The organism is Sulfitobacter sp. IGS-18 (assembly GCF_059628195.1).
The window spans coordinates 3715731-3734570 of record NZ_CM184556.1; the positions used below are offsets into that span (position 1 = coordinate 3715731).

Genomic DNA, 18840 nt, shown 5'->3' on the forward strand with positions numbered 1-18840 from the left:
CAATTGGTTCCATGTCGCTCTGCAACTGCTGTCGTCCGGCCCACGCCGGGCTCACGAGTTTAGTAGTCATATATCTGTTTGGCGGTTTTCGGGACGTGGAAGGTGACGTTCAAAGTGTAGGTACTGTCGGTTTGTTCAACTTCGACCTGACCGTTCAACTGCCGGGCAAAGGCATCTATCAAGCGTGACCCAAGGCCGGTGCCCGTTACGCTGGGCACCCTACCCAGTGAATTTGTGACGGTCAGCCTTGCCTCTTCGGGGCCGATCAGCCGCAGGTTCGCCTCAAGACGGGCGTCATGCGAAGACTGCGGCAGGTACTTCAATGCATTTGTAATGGCCTCTGACGTGAGCAGCGTCAGCGGTGCGGCATCATCGGCATCAATGCTGATCCGTTCGAAATCCTGGGTGATCTTCACATGGCCGCCCGGCCCCAGGCCGACTTTCAGCAGTTGCCCCATGACCTCTTCCAGCAGCACCTTGGCATCGACCCGGACCAGATTGTCATCCTGGTACAGGTTCTTGTGTACCGTCGCGAGGCTCAGAATACGTTCCTGAAGCCGTCTCAGCACGAAACGCGCATCCTCGGTCTTGGCCTGCCGGATCTGCATGTTCATGATCGAAGAGATAAGCTGCAGGTTGTTCTTGACCCTGTGATGCACTTCTTTCAGCAGAATGTTCTTTTCCCGCAGGCTGTCTTCCAGCGTCGCCTCGTCGCGCAGAATGGATTCCGCCATCGCCACAAACGCCGTTTCCATCTCTGCCAGTTCGGTGGGAATTGAGGGAGACAACGTGTCACGCGGCAGCGTCCTGCTTAACGCGAAACGTCTCATCTGGCGGCCGAGTTTGCGGATATGCCGGATCGCCAGCCGGTTCAGCGCCCAGAAAGCAACGATCAGGCTCGCAGCCCACATCGCGACAGGCAGCAGCGTGCTGAGCCGCGTTGACAGATCCATCTGCAAGAATGGCGTGTTTTCCGGCCAGACAGACAGCGCATAGACGGTGTCAGGTACAATCGGCAGGACAGCATAGGCGCGGTTCACGGCCTTGGCGTTCTCGGCAAAGAAAACCTTGGTGTCGGTTCCGGCAAAGACCGACAAAGAGATGTTCTCCGGCATTTCAACGCCGGAAACATCCATCCCCCGTTCCGAGGTCAGTATGTCGCCCTTGGCGTTGAAGGTAACCATGGCCAGCGGCGTGAGGGACAGTTCAGGTTCTTCCTCGGACGCGATGACATCCGCCGGGATGGAAATTGCCATGAATCCGATCAGTTCTTCATCCTCGTACACTGGCACCTGAACCACCGTTACAGATTTGCGGGACACTGCCCCGGAATCCACGGTGGTCGCGGCCCGGATCGGGTTCGCCATGGCTGATTTGAACCAGGCCCTTTCCGAAAGGTCATAGGTGCCACCTGAGGACGAACACTCCATTTGCCCATCCACCTGAACAAAGCCCACAACCTCATAGTTGCGGGTGGCATTCCGGTATTCGCGAAACAATTCGCTGCATTCCACAGGGTCATCACGGTACAGCCTGACCAATGCGCTCAGGGCATCCACGGCACCGAATGCTTCTTGCAGGACGCGCCGCTCGGCGGATGAGGCCTGTTCCGTCACCGCCAGCAATGACAGTTCTGCGCTTGTCTGGTTCTGTCTGGAAATTTCCCAGGTCTGGACGATTGCGATCAACCCGATAGGCATCAGGGCCAGCGACAGGAAGAACAGAACCCTGACCGCCAGCCCTTTCAGGAGGCTTCCGGAAAAGAACCCGGAAGTCATCGTCAGAAACTGGCGACCTTGGAGGCAGAGATAACGGACATCGTTGCATCGTCCGTCATTTCAAGCGACTCGTTTTCGCCATGCTCCATCAACTCTGCCAGCTGTGCCCTTGCACGGTTGACCCTGCTTTTGATTGTCCCGACGGCAACGCCGCACATCTGGGCCGCTTCCTCGTAAGAGAAACCGGAGGCACCGATCAGCAGCAAGGCTTCGCGCTGTTCGACTTTCAGCTTGCCCAGCGCCTTGCGGAAATCGTTCATCTGCATGTGACCATCGTGTGCGGGTTTCTCTGCCAGGCTTTCGGTGAACACGCCGTCGACATCTGCGACTTCGCGTTTGGATTTCCTGCGAGACGAATAATAGGTGTTCCTGAGGATGGTAAAGAGCCACGCACGCATGTTCGTTCCCGGCTCGAACTTCTCGATATTCGTCCAGGCCTTCACCAGGGTGTCCTGCACCATGTCGTCGGCCAGTGACCCGTTCCGTGTCAAACTGATTGCAAATGCGCGCATGGCAGGCAGATGCTCCACCAGCTCGTCGCGGGGACCCTTGTCAGTCATTTTCGGAACCGCGCTGGGATTCTTGCTGCTTCAACTTACTCAGCAAGTCCTTGAATCGATCCGGGATTCCCTCTTCCAGCGTCTCGTTGAAAACCTTCTTCAAATTTTCATCAATAACGCTTTCGCGATCCTCATTCTTCGCAGATTTCACAAACATACCTCTGGTTCTTCAACCTTAATCATAGATATTTTATACCCACACTGGAACTTAACCAGCGCGCGCGGCGTTTGGTTCCAAGAATTATTAAATAAAGGACTGCCGAAATGAGTGATGCCAATGAGCCACGCAACATCAGTGATGAATTGGGAGAAAACATTCCATACCTGCGCAGATTTTCCCGCGCGATGACCGGCAGCCAGCAGAGCGGTGACATGTTCGCCGCCGCAGCACTGGAAGCGATTCTGGCGGATCGGTCCGTTCTTGACGGCACCGATGTCAGAACGGGTCTGTTCAAGGTATTGTATGGCATCTGGGCCAGCGCGGGCGCACCGATCGAAGAAGGCGAAAGCGGTGCACGCGCCAAGGCGCAAGTCCGGCTTGCGACTCTTACCAACAATTCGCGCGAGGCATTGCTGCTTCACACCATCGAGGGTTTCTCCTTTTCTGCGATTGCCCAGATCATCGGCGTCGAGCAGGCAGAGGCCGAAGAACTTGTCGAGATCGCGCGCCGTGAAATGGCGGACAGCGCGACAGGGTCAGTGATGATCATCGAGGATGAGGCAATCATCGCGATGGACATCGAAAGCATCGTGGCCGAGATGGGTCACCGGATCACCGGCGTGGCCCGCACCCGGAACGAGGCCGTTGCACTGGGCCGTCAGGATCCGCCCGATCTGATCCTGGCCGACATTCAGCTGGCGGACAATTCATCCGGCATCGACGCGGTGAACGACATTCTGACAGAGATGGGCACCCGCCCGGTGATCTTTATCACCGCCTTCCCCGAAAGGCTGCTGACCGGCGACAAGCCGGAACCGGCGTTCCTGATTTCCAAGCCCTACACGGTGGAGCAGGTTGTTTCATCCGTATCGCAGGCCATGTTCTTCTCCTCGACAGAGACGCTCAACGCCTGACCGTTTCAACAACCGAAAAATGAACAAAGCCCTGCAGCCTTCTGCGGGGCTTTTCCTTTGCACGGAACATTTGGCCGCGCGCGACGTTAACTCCCAGACAAATGATCACAAAATCAAACAGGAGTAATGATATGTCGAACGTTACCAAAGCAATCCACAACAAGGCCGGTGACGTCACGGTCGAGGACCTCTCCAAACAGTTGCAGGTGTTGAAAGACGACATTGCATCACTGACCTCCACGATCGGAGCATACAGTCAGAACAAGGCCGCCGAAGTCCGCGACACCGCGCAATTGAAAGCGTCTGAACTGGGTGGTGCGGCGCAGGCACGGGCCAGGGAAACCCAGAAGCAGGCAGAAGATTTCATTCGCACCCAGCCTGCGACCGCAATCGGCATCGCCGCCGGCGCGGGGTTTCTGATCGGCCTGCTGACGGCACGCCGCTGAATGTTGGATCACCTCGCACAAAAAGCACAGGTGAAAGCCACCCAGGCCGCACAGACCGCTGTGCTTGGTCTGGGTGCTTCCTTGCTGCTTGTCGTTGGCCTTGGTTTTCTGACGGCCGCTTTCTGGATTTATCTGGCAACCGTATCGACCGCCCTGACCGCCGCGACGGTCATCGGCGGGATCTATTTCGGGGCGGGCCTGATCGTGATCGCCATGATTTCAGCCAGGAACCGATCCGCCCGGCGGGAACTGGAAAGGCTGGAACTGGCAAGACAACACAAGAGCGGTGATCTGCAGGGCACCTTGTATCAGATCATTTTGGCGTTCATGTCTGGGATGCAAGCTGGTCAGAAAGGCCGTCGCGGATAGCGGCGATCAGTCCATGCGTGCTGAAGGGTTTGGACAGGTACACGGCATCGCGACGTCTTGGGAAATCCGGAGGCACTTCATCCGCGAGGATCACCAGACGACCGACCGGTGCCATCCTGGAAAGCCATTCCAGTTCCGCCTCCGACTCGTCGGCCGAAACCGCAAAGGCAACGCAGGTCTGCTGCAGCCGGTCAGAATACACCGCCAACCCCTGTTCGAGGCTTTCCAGAGTGTCGCATTCCACAACAGGCTTGCCCTCAAATTCGCCGACCAGCGCTTCGCAGATGTCGACACGAACAAAGGGGTCGCGCTCGTAAACTAGGTAAAACATGGCAGTCTGACTTCCGGCCTAAAAACGACGACATACAGCAGAACATCCTACACTGCATTAAACTATGACATAACGAGGTAGTGATCGAATGGCGACCAAATGCAAGAATTGTCCGCTCAGACAAAAGGACCTTTTTATCGCTCTTTCCTCGGACGAAGTCGATTTCATGCAGAAATTCAAAGCCGGTGAACTGACCATCGACCCCGGCACGCCGATTCTGATGGAAGGATCGAATGCACCCCAACTGTTCACGGTTTTGTCAGGCATGGGTATCCGCGATAAAATGCTGGAAAACGGGGAGCGTCAGGTGGTGAGCTTCGTTTTTCCCGGAGAATTCCTTGGCTTACAGGCCGGCCTGATGGGAAAGATGGGGCATTCCGTCGAAGCGCGGACGCGCATGCGGCTCTGTGTCTTCGACCGCTCTGAATTCTGGAACTTTTTCCGGTCCCACCCCAGCCGCGCCTTTGACATCACCTGGCTTGCCGCAATCGAGGAACATTTCCTGGGTGAAACTGTCGCGACGCTGGGCCAGCGGACTGCCACGCAATCCCTGGCCTGGGCGCTGATCAAGGTCTACCAGCGCGGTCTGGCCTTGGGCATGGTCGAAAACAATCAGATGGCGCTGCCCTATACCCAGCGTGATCTTGCCGATGCGCTGGGTCTTTCCCTTGTTCACACCAACAAGACGCTCGCCAAGCTGAGAGAGGCGCAGTTGGTTTCCTGGAGCAACGGGTCACTGCACATCATGCAACCTGAAGAATTGGCCAGGCTTGGAATGACATCCTTTCACGCACTCCGGCCCAGACCGCTCATGTAATTTGACATCCCGGTGGTTAGGCGCTGATCTACTCGGAGACTTCCACGATTTCATCTGCCACGACCGCGCCACGCTGCCCCATGGGTCTGGATGGGCCGACGGTTGAATCCTCCCAGGTCCGCAGTTCGATCTGGGCATTCAGTGAGGCCCCGAACAACACCAGAAAGCTTGAGATCCACAGCCAGATCAGCATCGCGATTACCGCGCCGATGGACCCGTAAACCTGGTTGTAATTGCCAAAATTCGCCACGTAATAGGAAAAGCCGAAAGACAGGATCGCCCAGGCGACAACCGCAAGAACGGCACCGGCAGACAGCCAGGGCAACCGCGCCGCCTTCCGGTTCGGGCCGAACCGATAAAGCACGCCGACACCGGCGAACAGAACGGCAATTGCGATCACCCAGCGGATCAGTTCGACCACCAATGTCCCGAAGGGACCCAAGGGAAAGAACGCCAACACAACCGGCGTCACGACAAGCGCCAGCATCGCGACGATTGCAACCACAACCAGCATGACAGTCAGCATGAGCGCACGCAAATAATGCCAGGCCGTGTTCCGGTTTCGCTGTTTATAGACGTTGTTGAGTCCGACCATCATCGCGCCGACGCCTGCCCGTGCTGACCAAAGGGCAAAGAACAGTGACAAAAGCCCTGCCCAGCCCAGCGTTTCGCTGCTGGCGGTGATCAGCGACGTGACCTGACCATTTATGATCTCATAGACATCGTTGGGCAGGAAACTGCGCATGTCCTCAAGCTGCGGCAGGACAACAGCCGGGTCCGAGATGAGCCCCAGAATGGCGATGACAGCAGCAAGAGCGGGGAACAAAGACAACATTGCAAAGAAGGCGACGCCGGCAGAGACAAGGGAAAGGTCGTTTTCCGCGACATGGCTCAGGCTCGCCTTGAATGCCTCCCAATACAATCGGGGACTTCTCGGCAGTTTGAGCGTTCCCATAAGCTATCCTTCCTCAACATCGTCGCGCACCTGCCCCCATGCGACGAGGGTGAAGATAATCGTCCCACCGATGATGTTACCAGCAAGAACCGGCACGAAAAACCCGAAGATTGCCTGCATGCCGGCAAGTTCGCCACGCAACAGCAACACGGCCATTTCGACGGACCCGGCAACAATATGCGTGAAATCACCCGCAGCGATCAGCCATGTGAACGTCAGTATCAGGAAAAACGCCGCTTCGTCCGCCTGCGGCAGCATCCAGACGATGAGGGCGACAATCACCCCTGCGGGAATGGCGCGCCAGAAACTTTCCGATGCGGGCATCCCGGTGGCATGTTCCGACAGGGCCAGGATGGCCGCCATCGTCTCGCCCGGAATGGCCGGGGTAAAGACGAAGAGTGAGGCCGCCGCAAAGGCCCCGATGACATTCGCGGTCAGCACGATCGTCCACAGCCGCGCCATGCAGAGCAGCGAATGCACGGACCTTTGATGCATGATCGGCAGAACTGTCGTGATGGTATTTTCCGTGAACAATTGCATTCGGCCCATGATCACGGCCAGAAAGCCCAGCGAATAGCCCAGATTCTCCAGCAGTGGCCGCCAGGAGGCATCAGGCAGATGCGCCCTGAATATCGCCTCCCCCAGCACCGAGAGGCTGATCAGCATGCCCGCGGCGATGCCTGACCAGATCAGGGATCTCTTGGTGCGGGCCAGTTCCTCTTCACCATCCCGCCGGATGACCTCATAGATCATCCGCGGCGACAATGCCGCCGCTTCGTGGACCGATTTCTCTTCCGCCGCGTCTTCGAATTCTTTTTCACTGGGGTGATGCCGGATCAGTGGCGCCATGGCGATCATCCTTTAAACCGATTTCTGTGGGAACTAGTGCAGTTCTTCGATGCGGACAGCGCCTTTGCGCAATTAGCCTTCTTGCACCTGCCGCGTGGAGCTTTCAAAACAATGCTCAGCAAAGGAAGAATCCATGAAACCTCACTCCGACCGTCTTAGCGATGAAATCCGTGCAAGATTTGCACATGTCGACACCTGCCCGTTCACGGGGCCGCGCATCTTCTTCGAGAACGCGGGCGGCGCGCTTACCCTGAAATCCGTGGTGGAGACTTCTGCAAAATTTGCTGCGATCCCGGACAATCAGGGCCGGGACAACCCGGCCTCGGCCGCACTGGTAAAGGTTATCGCCGACGCCAAGGCGGACATGGCCCTGTTCTTCAACGCAGACTCGGGCCGCTTCTTTGTCGGTGAATCGGGGACCGAACTGCTGTTCAGGCTGATACGGACCGCAATCATGGGGCCTGCGCACCGCGGCGCGGTGATCGGATCAACGGTCGAGCATCCTGCGTCCCGCAGCGCGGCACAGCATTGGGCGCAGCAAGCGGGTGTTGCATACCTCAGTGTGCCGCATGACGACGCTACCGGCCAGGTCACGGCCTCCGCCTATCGCGATGTCATGCGCGAAGATGTCACTGTGGCGACCATCCTGCACACCTCGCCTGTCACAGGCATTGCCAACGATGTGGCCGCCATCGCCAGGGCGATCCGCGCCGAGGCACCGGATGCCTTCATCATCGTGGACGGCATCCAGCACGCCAGCCACGGGCAGGTCGACATTGCCGCCTATGACATCGACGGCTATGTCGTCTCGCCTTACAAGATGTTCTCCCGGCACGGCTATGGCGTGGCCTGGGCCTCCGACAGGCTGACCGCTCTCAAGATCGAGACGCTTGCGGGCGGACCTCAGGGCAACTGGGAAATGGGCACCCGCGACACCGGAGCCTACGCCACGTTTTCAGATGTCGTGCACTATCTGGATTGGCTTGGTGGCGAGGTATCGGACAAGACCGACACCCGCAGCCGGATCATCGCTGCAGGTGCCAGCATCCATGCCCATGAAAAGGCGCTGACGGATGCCCTGCTCTATGGCTTGGGCAACCTGCCCGGACTTACCTCGCTGCCGGGTGTCACGATACTGGGCGGGGCCGAAAATGAAGATCGCGAGGGACTTGTCTGCTTTGCGCTTGACCGGCTTCCCGCCGACCGGATCGTGGCGAATTTGAACGACAACGGAATCCGCACCCACATCCGCCGCGCCGATCATTATTCGGGGAATGTCCTGACCCCGCTTGGCCTTGACGCTGCGGTGCGTGTCTCGCTTTGTCACTACAACACCCTCGCGGAAGTCCGGGCGCTGTTGCTGGCCATGCAAGAGATGACCTTGCCAATCGTCTCAGACCAGTGAACGATGCTGGTATGAACACATCGCTCCGCACTGCCATCTCTGCCAAGCGTGATGACCTCATCGCGCTGACCCAGGACCTGATCCGCATTCCCACCCTGAATCCGCCGGGCCGGGACTATCGCCTGATCTGCGAATATCTGGACAATCGCCTGCGCAAGCATGGTTTCGAGACGGAACTGATCCGCGCCACCGGCACCCCTGGCGACAGCGACAAATATCCGCGCTGGAACATCGTCGCCCGGCGCGAGGGTACGCGGCCCGGCGACTGCATCCACTTCAACAGCCACACGGACGTGGTGGAGGTCGGCGCGGGCTGGACCTTCGATCCCTTCGGCGGTGACGTCGCCGACGGCAAGATTTACGGACGCGGTGCATGCGACATGAAAGGCGGGCTGGCCGCCTCCATCATTGCGGCCGAGGCCTTTATCGAAACGCATCCCGACTTCGCAGGTGCGATTGAGATTTCAGGTACTGCAGACGAGGAAACCGGCGGCTACGGCGGCGTCGCCTACCTGGCGGAGCAGGGCTATTTCAACCCGAGCCGCGTTCAGCACGTCATCATCCCCGAACCGCTGAACAAGGACCGCATCTGCCTGGGCCATCGCGGTGGCTGGTGGGCCGAGATCGAGACAAAGGGCGAAATCGCCCATGGTGCGATGCCATTTCTGGGCGATTGCGCCGTCCGCCACATGGGCGCGGTCCTGCAGGAGTTCGAGGACAAGCTGTTTCCCGCGATGGCTGCCCGCTATACCGACATGCCGGTCGTGCCTGAAGGCGCGCGGCAATCGACGATGAACATCAACTCCATCCACGGCGGAGAGGCCGAACCGGAGGAAGGTTTCACCGGCCTGCAGGCCCATTGCGTCCCCGACAGCTGCCGCATCGTGATTGACCGGCGGTTCCTGATCGAAGAGCCGCTGGATCAGGTCCGGGGTGAGGTCATGGAGCTGCTGGAAGGGCTGCGCGCCACACGCGCCAATTTTGACTTTGAACTGACCGAGCGGAACTCGGTCCTGCCCTCCATGACGGACCGTGACGCGCCGGTGGTTCGCACCGTGGCAGACGCCATCGAACAGGTCATGGGCAAGGCGCCTGAATATGTCGCCTCGCCCGGCAGCTATGACCAGAAACACATCGACCGGATCGGCACCCTGAAGAACTGCATCGCCTACGGGCCGGGGGTGCTGGAACTGGCCCACAAACCCGACGAATGGATCGGCATAGATGACATGATCGACAGTGCCATGGTCATGGGTGCCGCGATGGAAAGCCTGCTGATGAAAGGCTAGCCGTCAAAGGCGGTCGCGGCACCGATGGCCAGCCCATCGACAATTGCCGTCAGCGCCGCACCCCGGTGGATCTCGGCATTCGGAAGACGCATGCGCAGGGCGTTTTCGACCACCTGCATCAGGCTGGAGCCGCCGACAAAGATCACCTTGTCGACCTGTTCCGGCGCAACCCCTGCCGTGGCCATCGCATCAGAAGCCGCCGCGCCGATCTCATCCGCGAGCGGGGCCAGCCGCGCCGTCATCCAATCCGCAGGCAAGGGCAATGTGGCACCGGGTTTCAGCATCCCGACCTTGACCACCGGGTCGGCGACCCCCGGCGTATTCGCCATGATCTTTCCCGCCTCGACGGCAAAGGCGAGATCATGGCCCAATTCATCTTCCAGCACCCTGACCAGACGACCCAGCCGCTTGGGATGCACCGCAAATTTCTCCAGCTCCGCCGCCGCCTTCCGGGTATCGGGGCCATAGAGAAACGGGATCTTGGCCCAGGTCGCAAGGTCATTGAAGATGGCATTCGGCGCGATATGCGTGTCATCGCCAAAGGCATGGCGGATCGGACTGCCCATGCCGAGCTGCGGCATGACCCGCCCGATACTCAGATGGCGGTCGAAATCGGTGCCGCCGATGCGAACGCCGTGGCTGGCCAGAATGTCGATCTCTGCCGTGCCCTTCTGCCGGAACAGCGTGAAATCCGACGTGCCGCCACCGATGTCCACGATCAACGCCAGATCGCCGGGGGCCAGCACCTCGCGGTTTGCCAGCGCCGCCGCCTCCGGCTCGTTCATGAACCGCACCTCTGCAAACCCGGCGCGGCGGTAGGCTTCTGTCAGGTCCAGCAATGCCTGGGTGTCGCGCCTGGCATCGGCGGAATGAAACCGGACCGGCCGCCCGGAAAGCGCCCGATCAAACTGAAATCCGGTTGCCGCTTCGGCCCTTGCTTTCAGCTCCGCCAGGAACCGCGCGACGATGTCGATGAAATCCAGCCGCTCGCCCAGCAGCATCCTGCTTTCGCGCATCAGCCTTGTGCCCAGCAGGCTTTTCAGCCCGCGCATATAGCGCCCCTCATCACCCGCAAGCAGGGCGGCGCTCGCCCTTTCTCCCACCACCATCTGACCCGCCGCGAAATCGAAAAAGACCGCTGTCGGCAAGGTCTGCGCATCGGCCTCCAGCGGAATCAAATGCGGTCTGCCATCCACGAGGATCCCGGCGGCAGAATTTGATGTGCCGAAATCTATACCCAATGTCGCTGACATGCCGCCGCCCGCCCCTGAATCAAAGGTCGCTGACTAGGCGTTTCGTGCATGAATGGCAATTGACCGATTAAGAACGCTGGCAAGAAGTCTGCGATTTGGCTAGCCTTTCACCATAATCAAAAGGGAGACCACCCATGTTCCACCTTCGCCACTTGCTGCTTGGCGTCAGCACCGCCGCCCTGATGGCAGGCGCGGCTGTTGCCAAGGACGACATCACCGTCGCGCTGCAACTTGAGCCGCCTCACCTTGACCCCACATCAGCTGCTGCCGGGGCCATCGATTCCGTGCTCTATTCCAATGTGTTCGAGGGACTGACTCGCTTCATGTCCGACGGCTCCGTCGTGCCGGGCCTCGCCGAAAGCTGGGAAATTTCCGAAGACGGGCTGACCTATACCTTCAAGTTGCGCGAAGGCGTCACCTTTCACGACGGCACCACCATGGACGCAGAGGATGTGAAATTCAGCCTTGACCGCATCAATGCCGAGGACAGCGCAAATGCGCAAAAGGCGCTTTACTCAGCCATTTCCGAAGTCAACGTGATCGACCCCGCGACCGTCGAGGTCAAGCTGAGCGAGCAGAACGGCAGCATGCTGTTCAACCTTGCCTGGGGTGACGCGGTGATCGTGGCACCCGAAAGCATCGACAACATCAAACAGCAGCCGATCGGGACCGGCGCCTTCAAGTTCGACAGCTGGACACAGGGCGACAAGATCGTGCTGTCGAAGAACCCCGATTACTGGGGCACGCCCGCGCAACTTGAATCGGCAACGTTCAAGTTCATCTCCGACCCCACCGCCGCCTTTGCCGCGATGATGGCCGAGGATGCGGATGTCTTCGCGGGCTTCCCTGCGCCGGAAAACCTGCCCCAGTTCGAGGCTGATCCGCGCTTTCAGGTCATCGTAGGATCGACCGAGGGTGAGACTATTCTCTCCACCAACAACACCCGCGCGCCCTTTGACAACGTGAAAGTGCGCGAGGCGATGGCCCATGCGATTGACCGGCAGGCGATCATCGACGGCGCGATGTTCGGCCTTGGCACGCCCATCGGCACACATTTCGCCCCGCACAACCCGGCCTATGTCGATCTGACCTCGCTGAGCGCATATGACCCCGAAAAGGCCAAGGCGCTGTTGGCCGAAGCAGGCTTCCCCGACGGGTTCGAAACCACGCTGCACCTGCCGCCCCCCTCCTACGCCCGGCGCGGCGGAGAGATCATCGCGGCGCAGCTTGCCGAAGTGGGCATCAAGGCGGAAATCACCAACGTCGAATGGGCGCAATGGCTGGAAACCGTGTTCAAGGGCAAGGATTTCGGCCTGACCATCGTCAGCCATACCGAGCCGATGGACATCGGGATCTATGCCAATCCCGACTATTATTTCCAGTATGACAACCCCGATCTGCAAGCGCTGATGGCCGATCTGAACCGCACCACCGACCCGGACAAGCGGAACCAGATGCTGGGTGATGCGCAGCGGATGATCTCGGAGGATTACGTGAATGGCTACCTGTTCCAGCTGGCCTTGCCGACGGTGGCCAAAGCCGGGATCGAAGGCCTGTGGGAAAACGCCCCGACACAGGCGACCGACCTGACGGCCGTTCGCTGGACCGAATGATCTGACGACAAAACAGAAGGCCTCCGCACCGGCGGGGGCCTTTTCATGTCCGGCGCTGAGCTGCGAACAGCATATGCTCAATCGACGATGAAAATGCCCGTGCTCTTCGACTTGTGCTCGGGCTCCACGTGAATGGTGATCTGCGCCTCGCCAAGTTCGGACCGCAACCTGTTCTCCACACGGTCGCAAATCTCATGCGCCTCAAAGACGGAGGTCTCTCCCGGCACCACGAGATGAAAGTCGATAAAGGTGATCGCGCCTGCGTGCCGGGTGCGCAGGTCGTGTGCCTGCGTCGCGCCGCCCGCTTCGGTCGCGATGATTTCCCTGATCTGGTCCAGCTCGCTCTCCGGCACCGCTTCGTCCATCAGACCGCTCAGCGATTCCTTGACCACCTTCGAGCCGGACCAAAGGATATTCAGCGCCACCACCACGGCCATCAAAGGGTCAAGCACCCAAAGGCCGGTGGCAAAAGCCAGCAATATCCCGAATGCAACGCCGAATGACGTCAGCACATCGGTAAACAGATGCCTGCCGTCCGCAACCAGCGCGGGCGATTTGTAGCGACGCCCCCGCGTCACCAGCAGCCAGGCCCAGACACCGTTAAGCGCGGTGGCACCAAGATTGATCAACAGCCCCTCGATCGGCGCATCCAGCTCACGGGGGGATGCGAAGGCGGCATAGGCCTGGTTCAGGATGATCAGGGCGGCGACGATGATCATCACCCCCTCCAGCACCGCGCTGAAGAACTCGGCCTTGTGATGACCGAAGGGATGGTTCGAATCCGGGGGCCGCGCCGCAATCCGGATCGCGATCAGTGCGGCAATGGCGGTGGCCACGTTCACGGAGCTTTCCAGAGCATCGGAAATCAGCGCGACAGAACCGGTAACCCAATAGGCAATCACCTTGAGCAGCAGCACGACAATGCCAATCGCAATACTGCCTGTGGCCAGTTTCATCGTAGGGCTCATCGCGCGGTCTCTTGTATTTGTCTGTCGCAGGGTGCGACGGATCAGGTCAGGGCTTCAACCAGAACGATCAGGCCCGCCATTGCGGCGGCCCCGCCCAGCGCGGACAGGGCGATCCAGCGTTTGCGCGGCGGGCGCACAATCGTCGTCTCGTTGCTCTGCCGCAAAAGCGCCGCTTCCACCAGACCCGGCAACCGTGGACCAAACCGCGCCAGCACCTGCGCCGTGCCGGCAAGATCGCTGAGCAGCGCCCTGGGACCGATGGATTTGGAAATGTAATTGGTCACGATCGGGCTGGCCACTTCCCAGATGTTGATATGCGGGTTCAACGAGCGTGCAACCCCTTCGACCACCACCATCGTCCGTTGCAGCAGGATCAGTTCGGTCCGGGTTTCCATCCCGAACCGCTCCGTCACTTCAAAGAGATAGGTCAACAGCCGCGCCATGGAAATCCGCGTGGCATCCATGCCAAAGATTGGCTCGCCCACAGCGCGCAGGGCGCGGGCGAATTCGTCGACATCCTTGTCGGCAGGCACATATCCCGCCTCGAAATGTACCTTGGCCACACGCATGTAATCGCGGCGGATGAACCCATAGAGGATCTCGGCATAGACGCGGCGGGTATAGGCGTCGATATGGCCCATGATCCCGAAATCATAGGCGATGATATCGCCGTTCGGCGCCACCTTGAGGTTCCCCTGGTGCATGTCGGCGTGAAAGAAGCCGTCGCGCAGCGCATGGTTCAGGAACAATTGCAGCACCCGGTTGCTCAGCGCCACCCTGTCATGGCCGGCGGCATCAATGGCGTCATTGTCACCCATCGACACGCCATCCGCCCAACCCAGGGTCATCACCCGTCGCGCCGAAAGGTTCCACTTGATTGCAGGCAGCTGGAATCCTTCATCATCCTTGGTGTTGGCGGCGAATTCCGACGCCGCAGCGCTTTCCAGCCTCAGATCCAGCTCGCCCCGCACAACGCCATCGAAATGCTCGATCACATCCATCGGGCGCAGGCGGCGCGAACCGGGAGAGAACATTTCAACCATGCGGGCCGCCAGATAGAAGGCATCGACATCCTTGCGGAAGGCGCGTTCGATGTTCGGGCGCAACACCTTGACCGCAACCTGCTCGCCCGTATCCGCCAATGTCGCCTTGTGCACCTGCGCGATGGAGGCCGCGGCCACCGATTCGCTGAAATCGGAGAACAGATCACTCACCGGCTCGCCCAGCTCACGCTCCACCTCGGCCTTGGCTTCTTCGATGGAAAAGGGCGGCAGCTTGTCCTGCAACACGCGCAATTGCACCGCAAGCTCATCGCCCACCACATCGGGACGGGTGGACAGGACCTGCCCGAACTTGATGTAGGCCGGTCCCAGCGCCGTCAGCGCGCGGGTCGCGGGCGGCATCGACGGATCGCCCTTGTAGCCCAGCCATTTGAACGGCAGGCCAAGCGCACGGGCCACAAACCGAAGGGTCGGCGTCGCCTCGAAGGCATCCAGCACCAGGTTCATCGCACCTGTCCGCTCAAGCGTGGCACCGGTGCGGATCAACCGCCATATGTTATGGGGCCCACGCACCTAAAGCTTCCAGCCTGAATGCAGGGCGGCAATGCCCATGGTCAGATTTCGGTACTTGGCCTGTTCGAATCCCGCGGCGCGGACCATGTCCAGAAACGTCTCCTGGTCGGGGAAGTTGCGGATCGATTCCACCAGGTACTGATAGCTGTCGCGGTCGTTGGCAATGACCTGCCCCATGCGCGGGATCACGTTGAAACTGTAAAGATCATAGGCCTTTTGCATCATCGGGTTCGGCAGCTGGCTGAACTCCAGCACCATCAGCCGCCCGCCGGGACGCAGCACGCGATAGGCCTCGTTCAGCGCTTCTTGCGGACGCGTCACGTTCCGAATGCCAAAGCTGATGGTATAGACGTCAAAGCTGTTGTCGTCGAAGGGCAGGTTCATCGCGTCGCCGACAACCCAGTCCAGACTGTCGGCCAATTGCTCTGCCTCGGCGCGCTTGCGCCCCTCGACCAGCATCCCTTCGGTCAGGTCGCAGACGGTGGCATGCCCCTGCCCTGCGCGTTTGAGGAACTTGAACGAAACGTCACCCGTGCCACCCGCCACATCCAGCAGCCGCTGCCCGGCGCGCGGGGCAAGCCAATCCATCATCGCCTCTTTCCAGATACGGTGGATGCCCATGCTCATCACATCGTTCATGATGTCATATTTGTTCGCCACATCGGAAAACAGGTTGCGGACCATTCCGGCCTTGTCATCTTCGCGCACGGTCTGCGCGCCGAAATGCGTGGTCTTGTCTGTCATGATCAGCGTCCCGATATTATCAAGGCGGAGATATAGCCTAGACACGCGGGATACAAACCGCCAATTGCCGCAGGCCCCGACTGCCCGTGAAAAGGAGGCCAGATGCCCGAACTGCCAGAAGTCGAAACCGTGCGCCGTGGCCTTGCCCCGGCGATGGAAGGCGTTGTGATCGAACGGGCGCAGGTGAACCGCCCCGACCTGCGCTGGCCCTTTCCCGCCGGAATGGCCGAAAGGCTGACGGGGCAGATGGTCGAGCGTCTGCGCCGCCGGTCAAAATACATACTGGCCGATCTCGCATCGGGGGAATCGCTGTTGATCCACCTCGGGATGTCGGGCCGCATGCTGGTTTCCGGTGACCCGCTGGGCCAATTCGTGCACAGCCATCCCGCGCCCGAAAAACACGACCACGTAGTGCTGCACATGGCCAATGGTGCGCAGATCACCTTCAACGACCCGCGCCGCTTTGGCGCGATGGACCTGATGCAGACCGCCCGGGCCGATCAGCACAAGCTGCTGGCCATTCTGGGGCCGGAACCTCTGGGCAACACCTTCAACGAGGCGCATCTGATTGCCGCGCTCAAGGGGCGCAACACGCCGATCAAATCCGCGCTGCTGGATCAGCGCATCGTCGCGGGATTGGGAAATATCTATGTCTGCGAAGCGCTTTACCGCGCCCGCATCCATCCCGCACGCAAGGCCGACCGTATCTCGGCCACGCGGATTGCCACCCTGGTTCCGATCATCCGCAACGTGCTTTCAGAGGCGATTGAAGCTGGCGGATCCTCGCTGCGCGACTTTCGTCAGGCGGATGGCGAACTGGGGTATTTCCAGCACAATTTCGATGTCTACGGGCGCGAAAACGCCCCCTGTCGCACGCCGGGCTGCGGCCAGGTCATAAGACGCATCGTGCAGTCCGGACGCTCTTCGTTCTATTGCGGTGAATGTCAAAGATAGCTTGAAACGTATTTTGCCCGTGTTATGCGTGGCGACCTGAGCGCAACGATAGAGAGACCCTCTGATGGCATACGAAACGATCATCGTGGATGTGGAAAACCATGTGGCGCTTGTCACGCTGAACAGACCTGATGCCCTGAACGCGTTGAACGATGTTCTGATGTCCGAGCTTGCCGACGCGCTGAAGGGTGCGCAGGACAATGAAAAGGTCCGCTGCATCATCATCACCGGCTCTGAAAAGGCTTTCGCCGCCGGTGCCGATATCGCCATGATGCGCGACAAGACATTCGTCGAAGCCTTTTCCGGAGATCTTTTCACACCCGAAACCGAACAGATCATGCGCGTCCGCAAGCCTATCATCGCTGCCGTATCCGGCTATGCGCTGGGTGGCGGCTGCGAACTGGCGATGATGTGCGACTTCATCATCTGCTCCGAGACCGCGAAGTTCGGCCAGCCCGAGATCAACCTTGGCGTCGTGGCCGGGATCGGCGGCACCCAGCGGCTGACCCGCCTTGTCGGCAAATCCAAGGCGATGGACATGAACCTGACCGGCCGCTTCATGGACGCAGAAGAGGCCGAACGTTCCGGCCTGGTCTCGCGGGTTGTCCCGGTAAAGAAGCTGATGGAAGAAGCCATGAGCGCCGCCGCAAAGATCGCGGAGAAATCCATGATCTCCGTCATGGTGGTCAAGGAGGCGGTCAACCGCGCCTACGAAGTGCCGCTGCGCGAAGGGCTGTTGTTTGAACGCCGGATGTTCCACTCGCTGTTCGCGACCGAGGACCAGAACGAAGGCATGTCCGCCTTCCTTGAAAAGCGCGAAGCACAGTTCAGGGACAAGTAAGGCCGTCCTGCTTCGGATGGCCCGCCAACCGGCCGGTGCCTTGCAATTGCCTGAACGCCGCCGCGCCATTGCGGCCTGACGTTCCGATGGCTTTACAACCGGCTGCATTTCCCGCTATAGCGCGCCCAATACATGCGCGTGCAGCCCGCTCAGGCTAGAATCACCTTCCCGGTACATCCGGCACGGGTTTGGCGTCACGCGCCTTGAACCGAAATTGAAAAACCCGAAGGCTGATCCTCATGGCAAACACAGAACAATCCAAGAAGCGCGCACGTCAGAACGAAAAGCGTTTCCAGATCAACAAGGCGCGTCGTTCGCGCATCCGCACATATCTGCGCAAGGTCGAAGAAGCGATCGCTTCCGGCGACAAGACAGCAGCGACCGAAGCGCTGAAAACAGCACAGCCCGAGCTGATGCGCGGTGTGACAAAGGGTGTGTTTCATAAAAACACCGCATCGAGAAAAATGTCGCGCCTCGCGGCACGGGTCAAAGCTCTGGGTTGATTTTCAGGGTTCTCGCGAACCGAATCGACTATCTGCTTGAATCAAAAGGCGTCGCATAGCGGCGCCTTTTTTCGTGTCTGAGGTCTCAAAAAACCAACATAGATTCTTTCCCGACAAAAAAGTGAGTCAAGTCGGAAGATATGTTGAAGCGCGGCCTCTGTCCTTGCTACCTACATAGAGCGATTCATTTCGCGTGGGGGGACAGGCCCTGTAAATAGGCACTTTCGGAATCGGATAGTATCTATTTTGGGACGCGGGTGGATGTGGTTTGGTCACGTCACACCCGTATTGCGAATGCTGCTGCTAGCGCGTTTGCCCTGTTCGTTTTGATACGGACGGCTTTTGCCAAGACCGATGCACCTGGCTGCATCGATTGGCGAAATCCTTGTTTGAAAGGTCCAGATGCTTGGGTCGGTTTCCGTTTGGGACCGGACAATCGATCTGTGTTCTGGATTGTGTGTAGTGCCGGACTGCTCCGGCGCTTGTTAGAAACCTGGCTGGGGACGAGTTAGAAAAA

Annotated in this window: 20 protein-coding genes; 10 read left to right on the forward strand and 10 right to left on the reverse strand. The window is 59.4% G+C overall.

Annotation, left to right across the window (positions count from 1 at the left end):
- Positions 1-59: 59 nt before the first annotated feature.
- The 3 genes from ACWNZ3_RS18045 to ACWNZ3_RS18055 are packed head-to-tail and all read right to left on the reverse strand — an operon-like array spanning position 60 to position 2495.
- Positions 60-1778 (reverse strand): sensor histidine kinase, encoded by a 1719-nt coding sequence (locus ACWNZ3_RS18045; protein ID WP_269362483.1) that lies wholly within the window; start codon positions 1776-1778, stop codon positions 60-62.
- A 2-nt stretch (positions 1779-1780) separates the two neighbouring features.
- On the reverse strand, positions 1781-2338 hold the full coding sequence (locus ACWNZ3_RS18050; RefSeq protein ID WP_496900769.1) for an RNA polymerase sigma factor: 558 nt from the start codon (positions 2336-2338) through the stop codon (positions 1781-1783).
- A complete protein-coding gene (locus tag ACWNZ3_RS18055; protein ID WP_205388149.1) occupies positions 2331-2495 on the reverse strand; it encodes a NepR family anti-sigma factor in 165 nt (54 codons plus the stop codon). Before ACWNZ3_RS18055 ends, ACWNZ3_RS18050 begins: the two co-directional genes overlap by 8 nt.
- 107 nt (positions 2496-2602) lie before the next feature.
- Here ACWNZ3_RS18055 and ACWNZ3_RS18060 point away from each other — a divergent pair, with 107 nt between their 5' ends.
- The 3 genes from ACWNZ3_RS18060 to ACWNZ3_RS18070 all read left to right on the forward strand — a co-directional run bounded on the left by ACWNZ3_RS18060 (position 2603) and on the right by ACWNZ3_RS18070 (position 4227).
- On the forward strand, positions 2603-3412 hold the full coding sequence (locus ACWNZ3_RS18060; RefSeq protein ID WP_269362482.1) for a response regulator: 810 nt from the start codon (positions 2603-2605) through the stop codon (positions 3410-3412).
- A gap of 131 nt (positions 3413-3543) precedes the next feature.
- Entirely contained in the window at positions 3544-3858 is a 315-nt protein-coding gene (locus ACWNZ3_RS18065) for an ElaB/YgaM/YqjD family protein (protein ID WP_269362481.1), read from the forward strand.
- Between the two features lie 60 nt (positions 3859-3918).
- Positions 3919-4227, forward strand: coding sequence for a hypothetical protein (locus tag ACWNZ3_RS18070; RefSeq protein ID WP_496900770.1), 309 nt, complete (start codon positions 3919-3921; stop codon positions 4225-4227).
- Here the strand turns inward: ACWNZ3_RS18070 and ACWNZ3_RS18075 are convergent.
- Positions 4184-4558 (reverse strand): hypothetical protein, encoded by a 375-nt coding sequence (locus ACWNZ3_RS18075; RefSeq protein WP_496900771.1) that lies wholly within the window; start codon positions 4556-4558, stop codon positions 4184-4186. The genes ACWNZ3_RS18070 and ACWNZ3_RS18075 overlap by 44 nt on opposite strands.
- Positions 4559-4646: 88 nt before the next feature.
- Here ACWNZ3_RS18075 and ACWNZ3_RS18080 point away from each other — a divergent pair, with 88 nt between their 5' ends.
- Positions 4647-5375, forward strand: a complete 729-nt coding sequence (locus tag ACWNZ3_RS18080) for a Crp/Fnr family transcriptional regulator (RefSeq protein ID WP_269362478.1) — start codon at positions 4647-4649, stop codon at positions 5373-5375.
- A 28-nt stretch (positions 5376-5403) separates the two neighbouring features.
- Here the strand turns inward: ACWNZ3_RS18080 and ACWNZ3_RS18085 are convergent, their stop codons facing one another.
- Positions 5404-6297 carry a YihY/virulence factor BrkB family protein gene (locus ACWNZ3_RS18085; protein ID WP_338019738.1) on the reverse strand — a complete coding sequence of 298 codons (894 nt, stop codon included), beginning with the start codon at positions 6295-6297 and terminating at the stop codon, positions 5404-5406.
- A gap of 36 nt (positions 6298-6333) precedes the next feature.
- The gene (locus ACWNZ3_RS18090) at positions 6334-7179 is read right to left on the reverse strand and encodes a formate/nitrite transporter family protein (protein WP_269362476.1); all 846 of its coding nucleotides are present in this window, start codon (positions 7177-7179) and stop codon (positions 6334-6336) included.
- Positions 7180-7312: 133 nt separating this feature from the next.
- Between ACWNZ3_RS18090 and ACWNZ3_RS18095 the strand changes: the two genes are divergently transcribed.
- Both ACWNZ3_RS18095 and ACWNZ3_RS18100 read left to right on the forward strand, forming a co-directional pair.
- Positions 7313-8584, forward strand: coding sequence for an aminotransferase class V-fold PLP-dependent enzyme (locus ACWNZ3_RS18095; RefSeq protein WP_496900772.1), 1272 nt, complete (start codon positions 7313-7315; stop codon positions 8582-8584).
- An 11-nt stretch (positions 8585-8595) separates the two neighbouring features.
- Positions 8596-9873, forward strand: a complete 1278-nt coding sequence (locus ACWNZ3_RS18100) for an acetylornithine deacetylase/succinyl-diaminopimelate desuccinylase family protein (protein ID WP_496900773.1) — start codon at positions 8596-8598, stop codon at positions 9871-9873.
- On the opposite strand, the gene ACWNZ3_RS18105 is transcribed toward ACWNZ3_RS18100, so the two are convergent.
- On the reverse strand, positions 9870-11126 hold the full coding sequence (locus ACWNZ3_RS18105) for an Hsp70 family protein (RefSeq protein WP_496900774.1): 1257 nt from the start codon (positions 11124-11126) through the stop codon (positions 9870-9872). The genes ACWNZ3_RS18100 and ACWNZ3_RS18105 overlap by 4 nt on opposite strands.
- A gap of 134 nt (positions 11127-11260) precedes the next feature.
- On the opposite strand from ACWNZ3_RS18105, the gene ACWNZ3_RS18110 reads away from it, so the two are divergent.
- Positions 11261-12739, forward strand: a complete 1479-nt coding sequence (locus tag ACWNZ3_RS18110; protein ID WP_496900775.1) for an ABC transporter substrate-binding protein — start codon at positions 11261-11263, stop codon at positions 12737-12739.
- A gap of 77 nt (positions 12740-12816) precedes the next feature.
- On the opposite strand, the gene ACWNZ3_RS18115 is transcribed toward ACWNZ3_RS18110, so the two are convergent.
- Genes ACWNZ3_RS18115 through ubiE form a run of 3 tightly spaced genes read right to left on the reverse strand, consistent with a single transcriptional unit; the run spans position 12817 to position 16025 of the window.
- Positions 12817-13707: a cation diffusion facilitator family transporter gene (locus tag ACWNZ3_RS18115; protein ID WP_496900776.1), complete on the reverse strand. Its 891-nt coding sequence runs from the start codon at positions 13705-13707 to the stop codon at positions 12817-12819.
- 41 nt (positions 13708-13748) lie between these two features.
- Positions 13749-15281, reverse strand: a complete 1533-nt coding sequence (gene ubiB / locus ACWNZ3_RS18120; RefSeq protein WP_269362470.1) for a 2-polyprenylphenol 6-hydroxylase — start codon at positions 15279-15281, stop codon at positions 13749-13751.
- Complete coding sequence (ubiE, locus tag ACWNZ3_RS18125) at positions 15282-16025, reverse strand: bifunctional demethylmenaquinone methyltransferase/2-methoxy-6-polyprenyl-1,4-benzoquinol methylase UbiE (protein WP_269362469.1); 744 nt, start codon at positions 16023-16025, stop codon at positions 15282-15284.
- 102 nt (positions 16026-16127) lie between these two features.
- Here ubiE and mutM point away from each other — a divergent pair, with 102 nt between their 5' ends.
- The 3 genes from mutM (at position 16128) to rpsT (ending at position 18323) form a co-directional block, all read left to right on the forward strand.
- Complete coding sequence (mutM, locus tag ACWNZ3_RS18130) at positions 16128-16979, forward strand: bifunctional DNA-formamidopyrimidine glycosylase/DNA-(apurinic or apyrimidinic site) lyase (protein WP_496900777.1); 852 nt, start codon at positions 16128-16130, stop codon at positions 16977-16979.
- Between the two features lie 64 nt (positions 16980-17043).
- A complete protein-coding gene (locus tag ACWNZ3_RS18135; RefSeq protein ID WP_114273940.1) occupies positions 17044-17820 on the forward strand; it encodes an enoyl-CoA hydratase in 777 nt (258 codons plus the stop codon).
- Between the two features lie 239 nt (positions 17821-18059).
- Positions 18060-18323, forward strand: a complete 264-nt coding sequence (rpsT, locus tag ACWNZ3_RS18140) for a 30S ribosomal protein S20 (RefSeq protein WP_269362465.1) — start codon at positions 18060-18062, stop codon at positions 18321-18323.
- Positions 18324-18840: the final 517 nt, after the last annotated feature.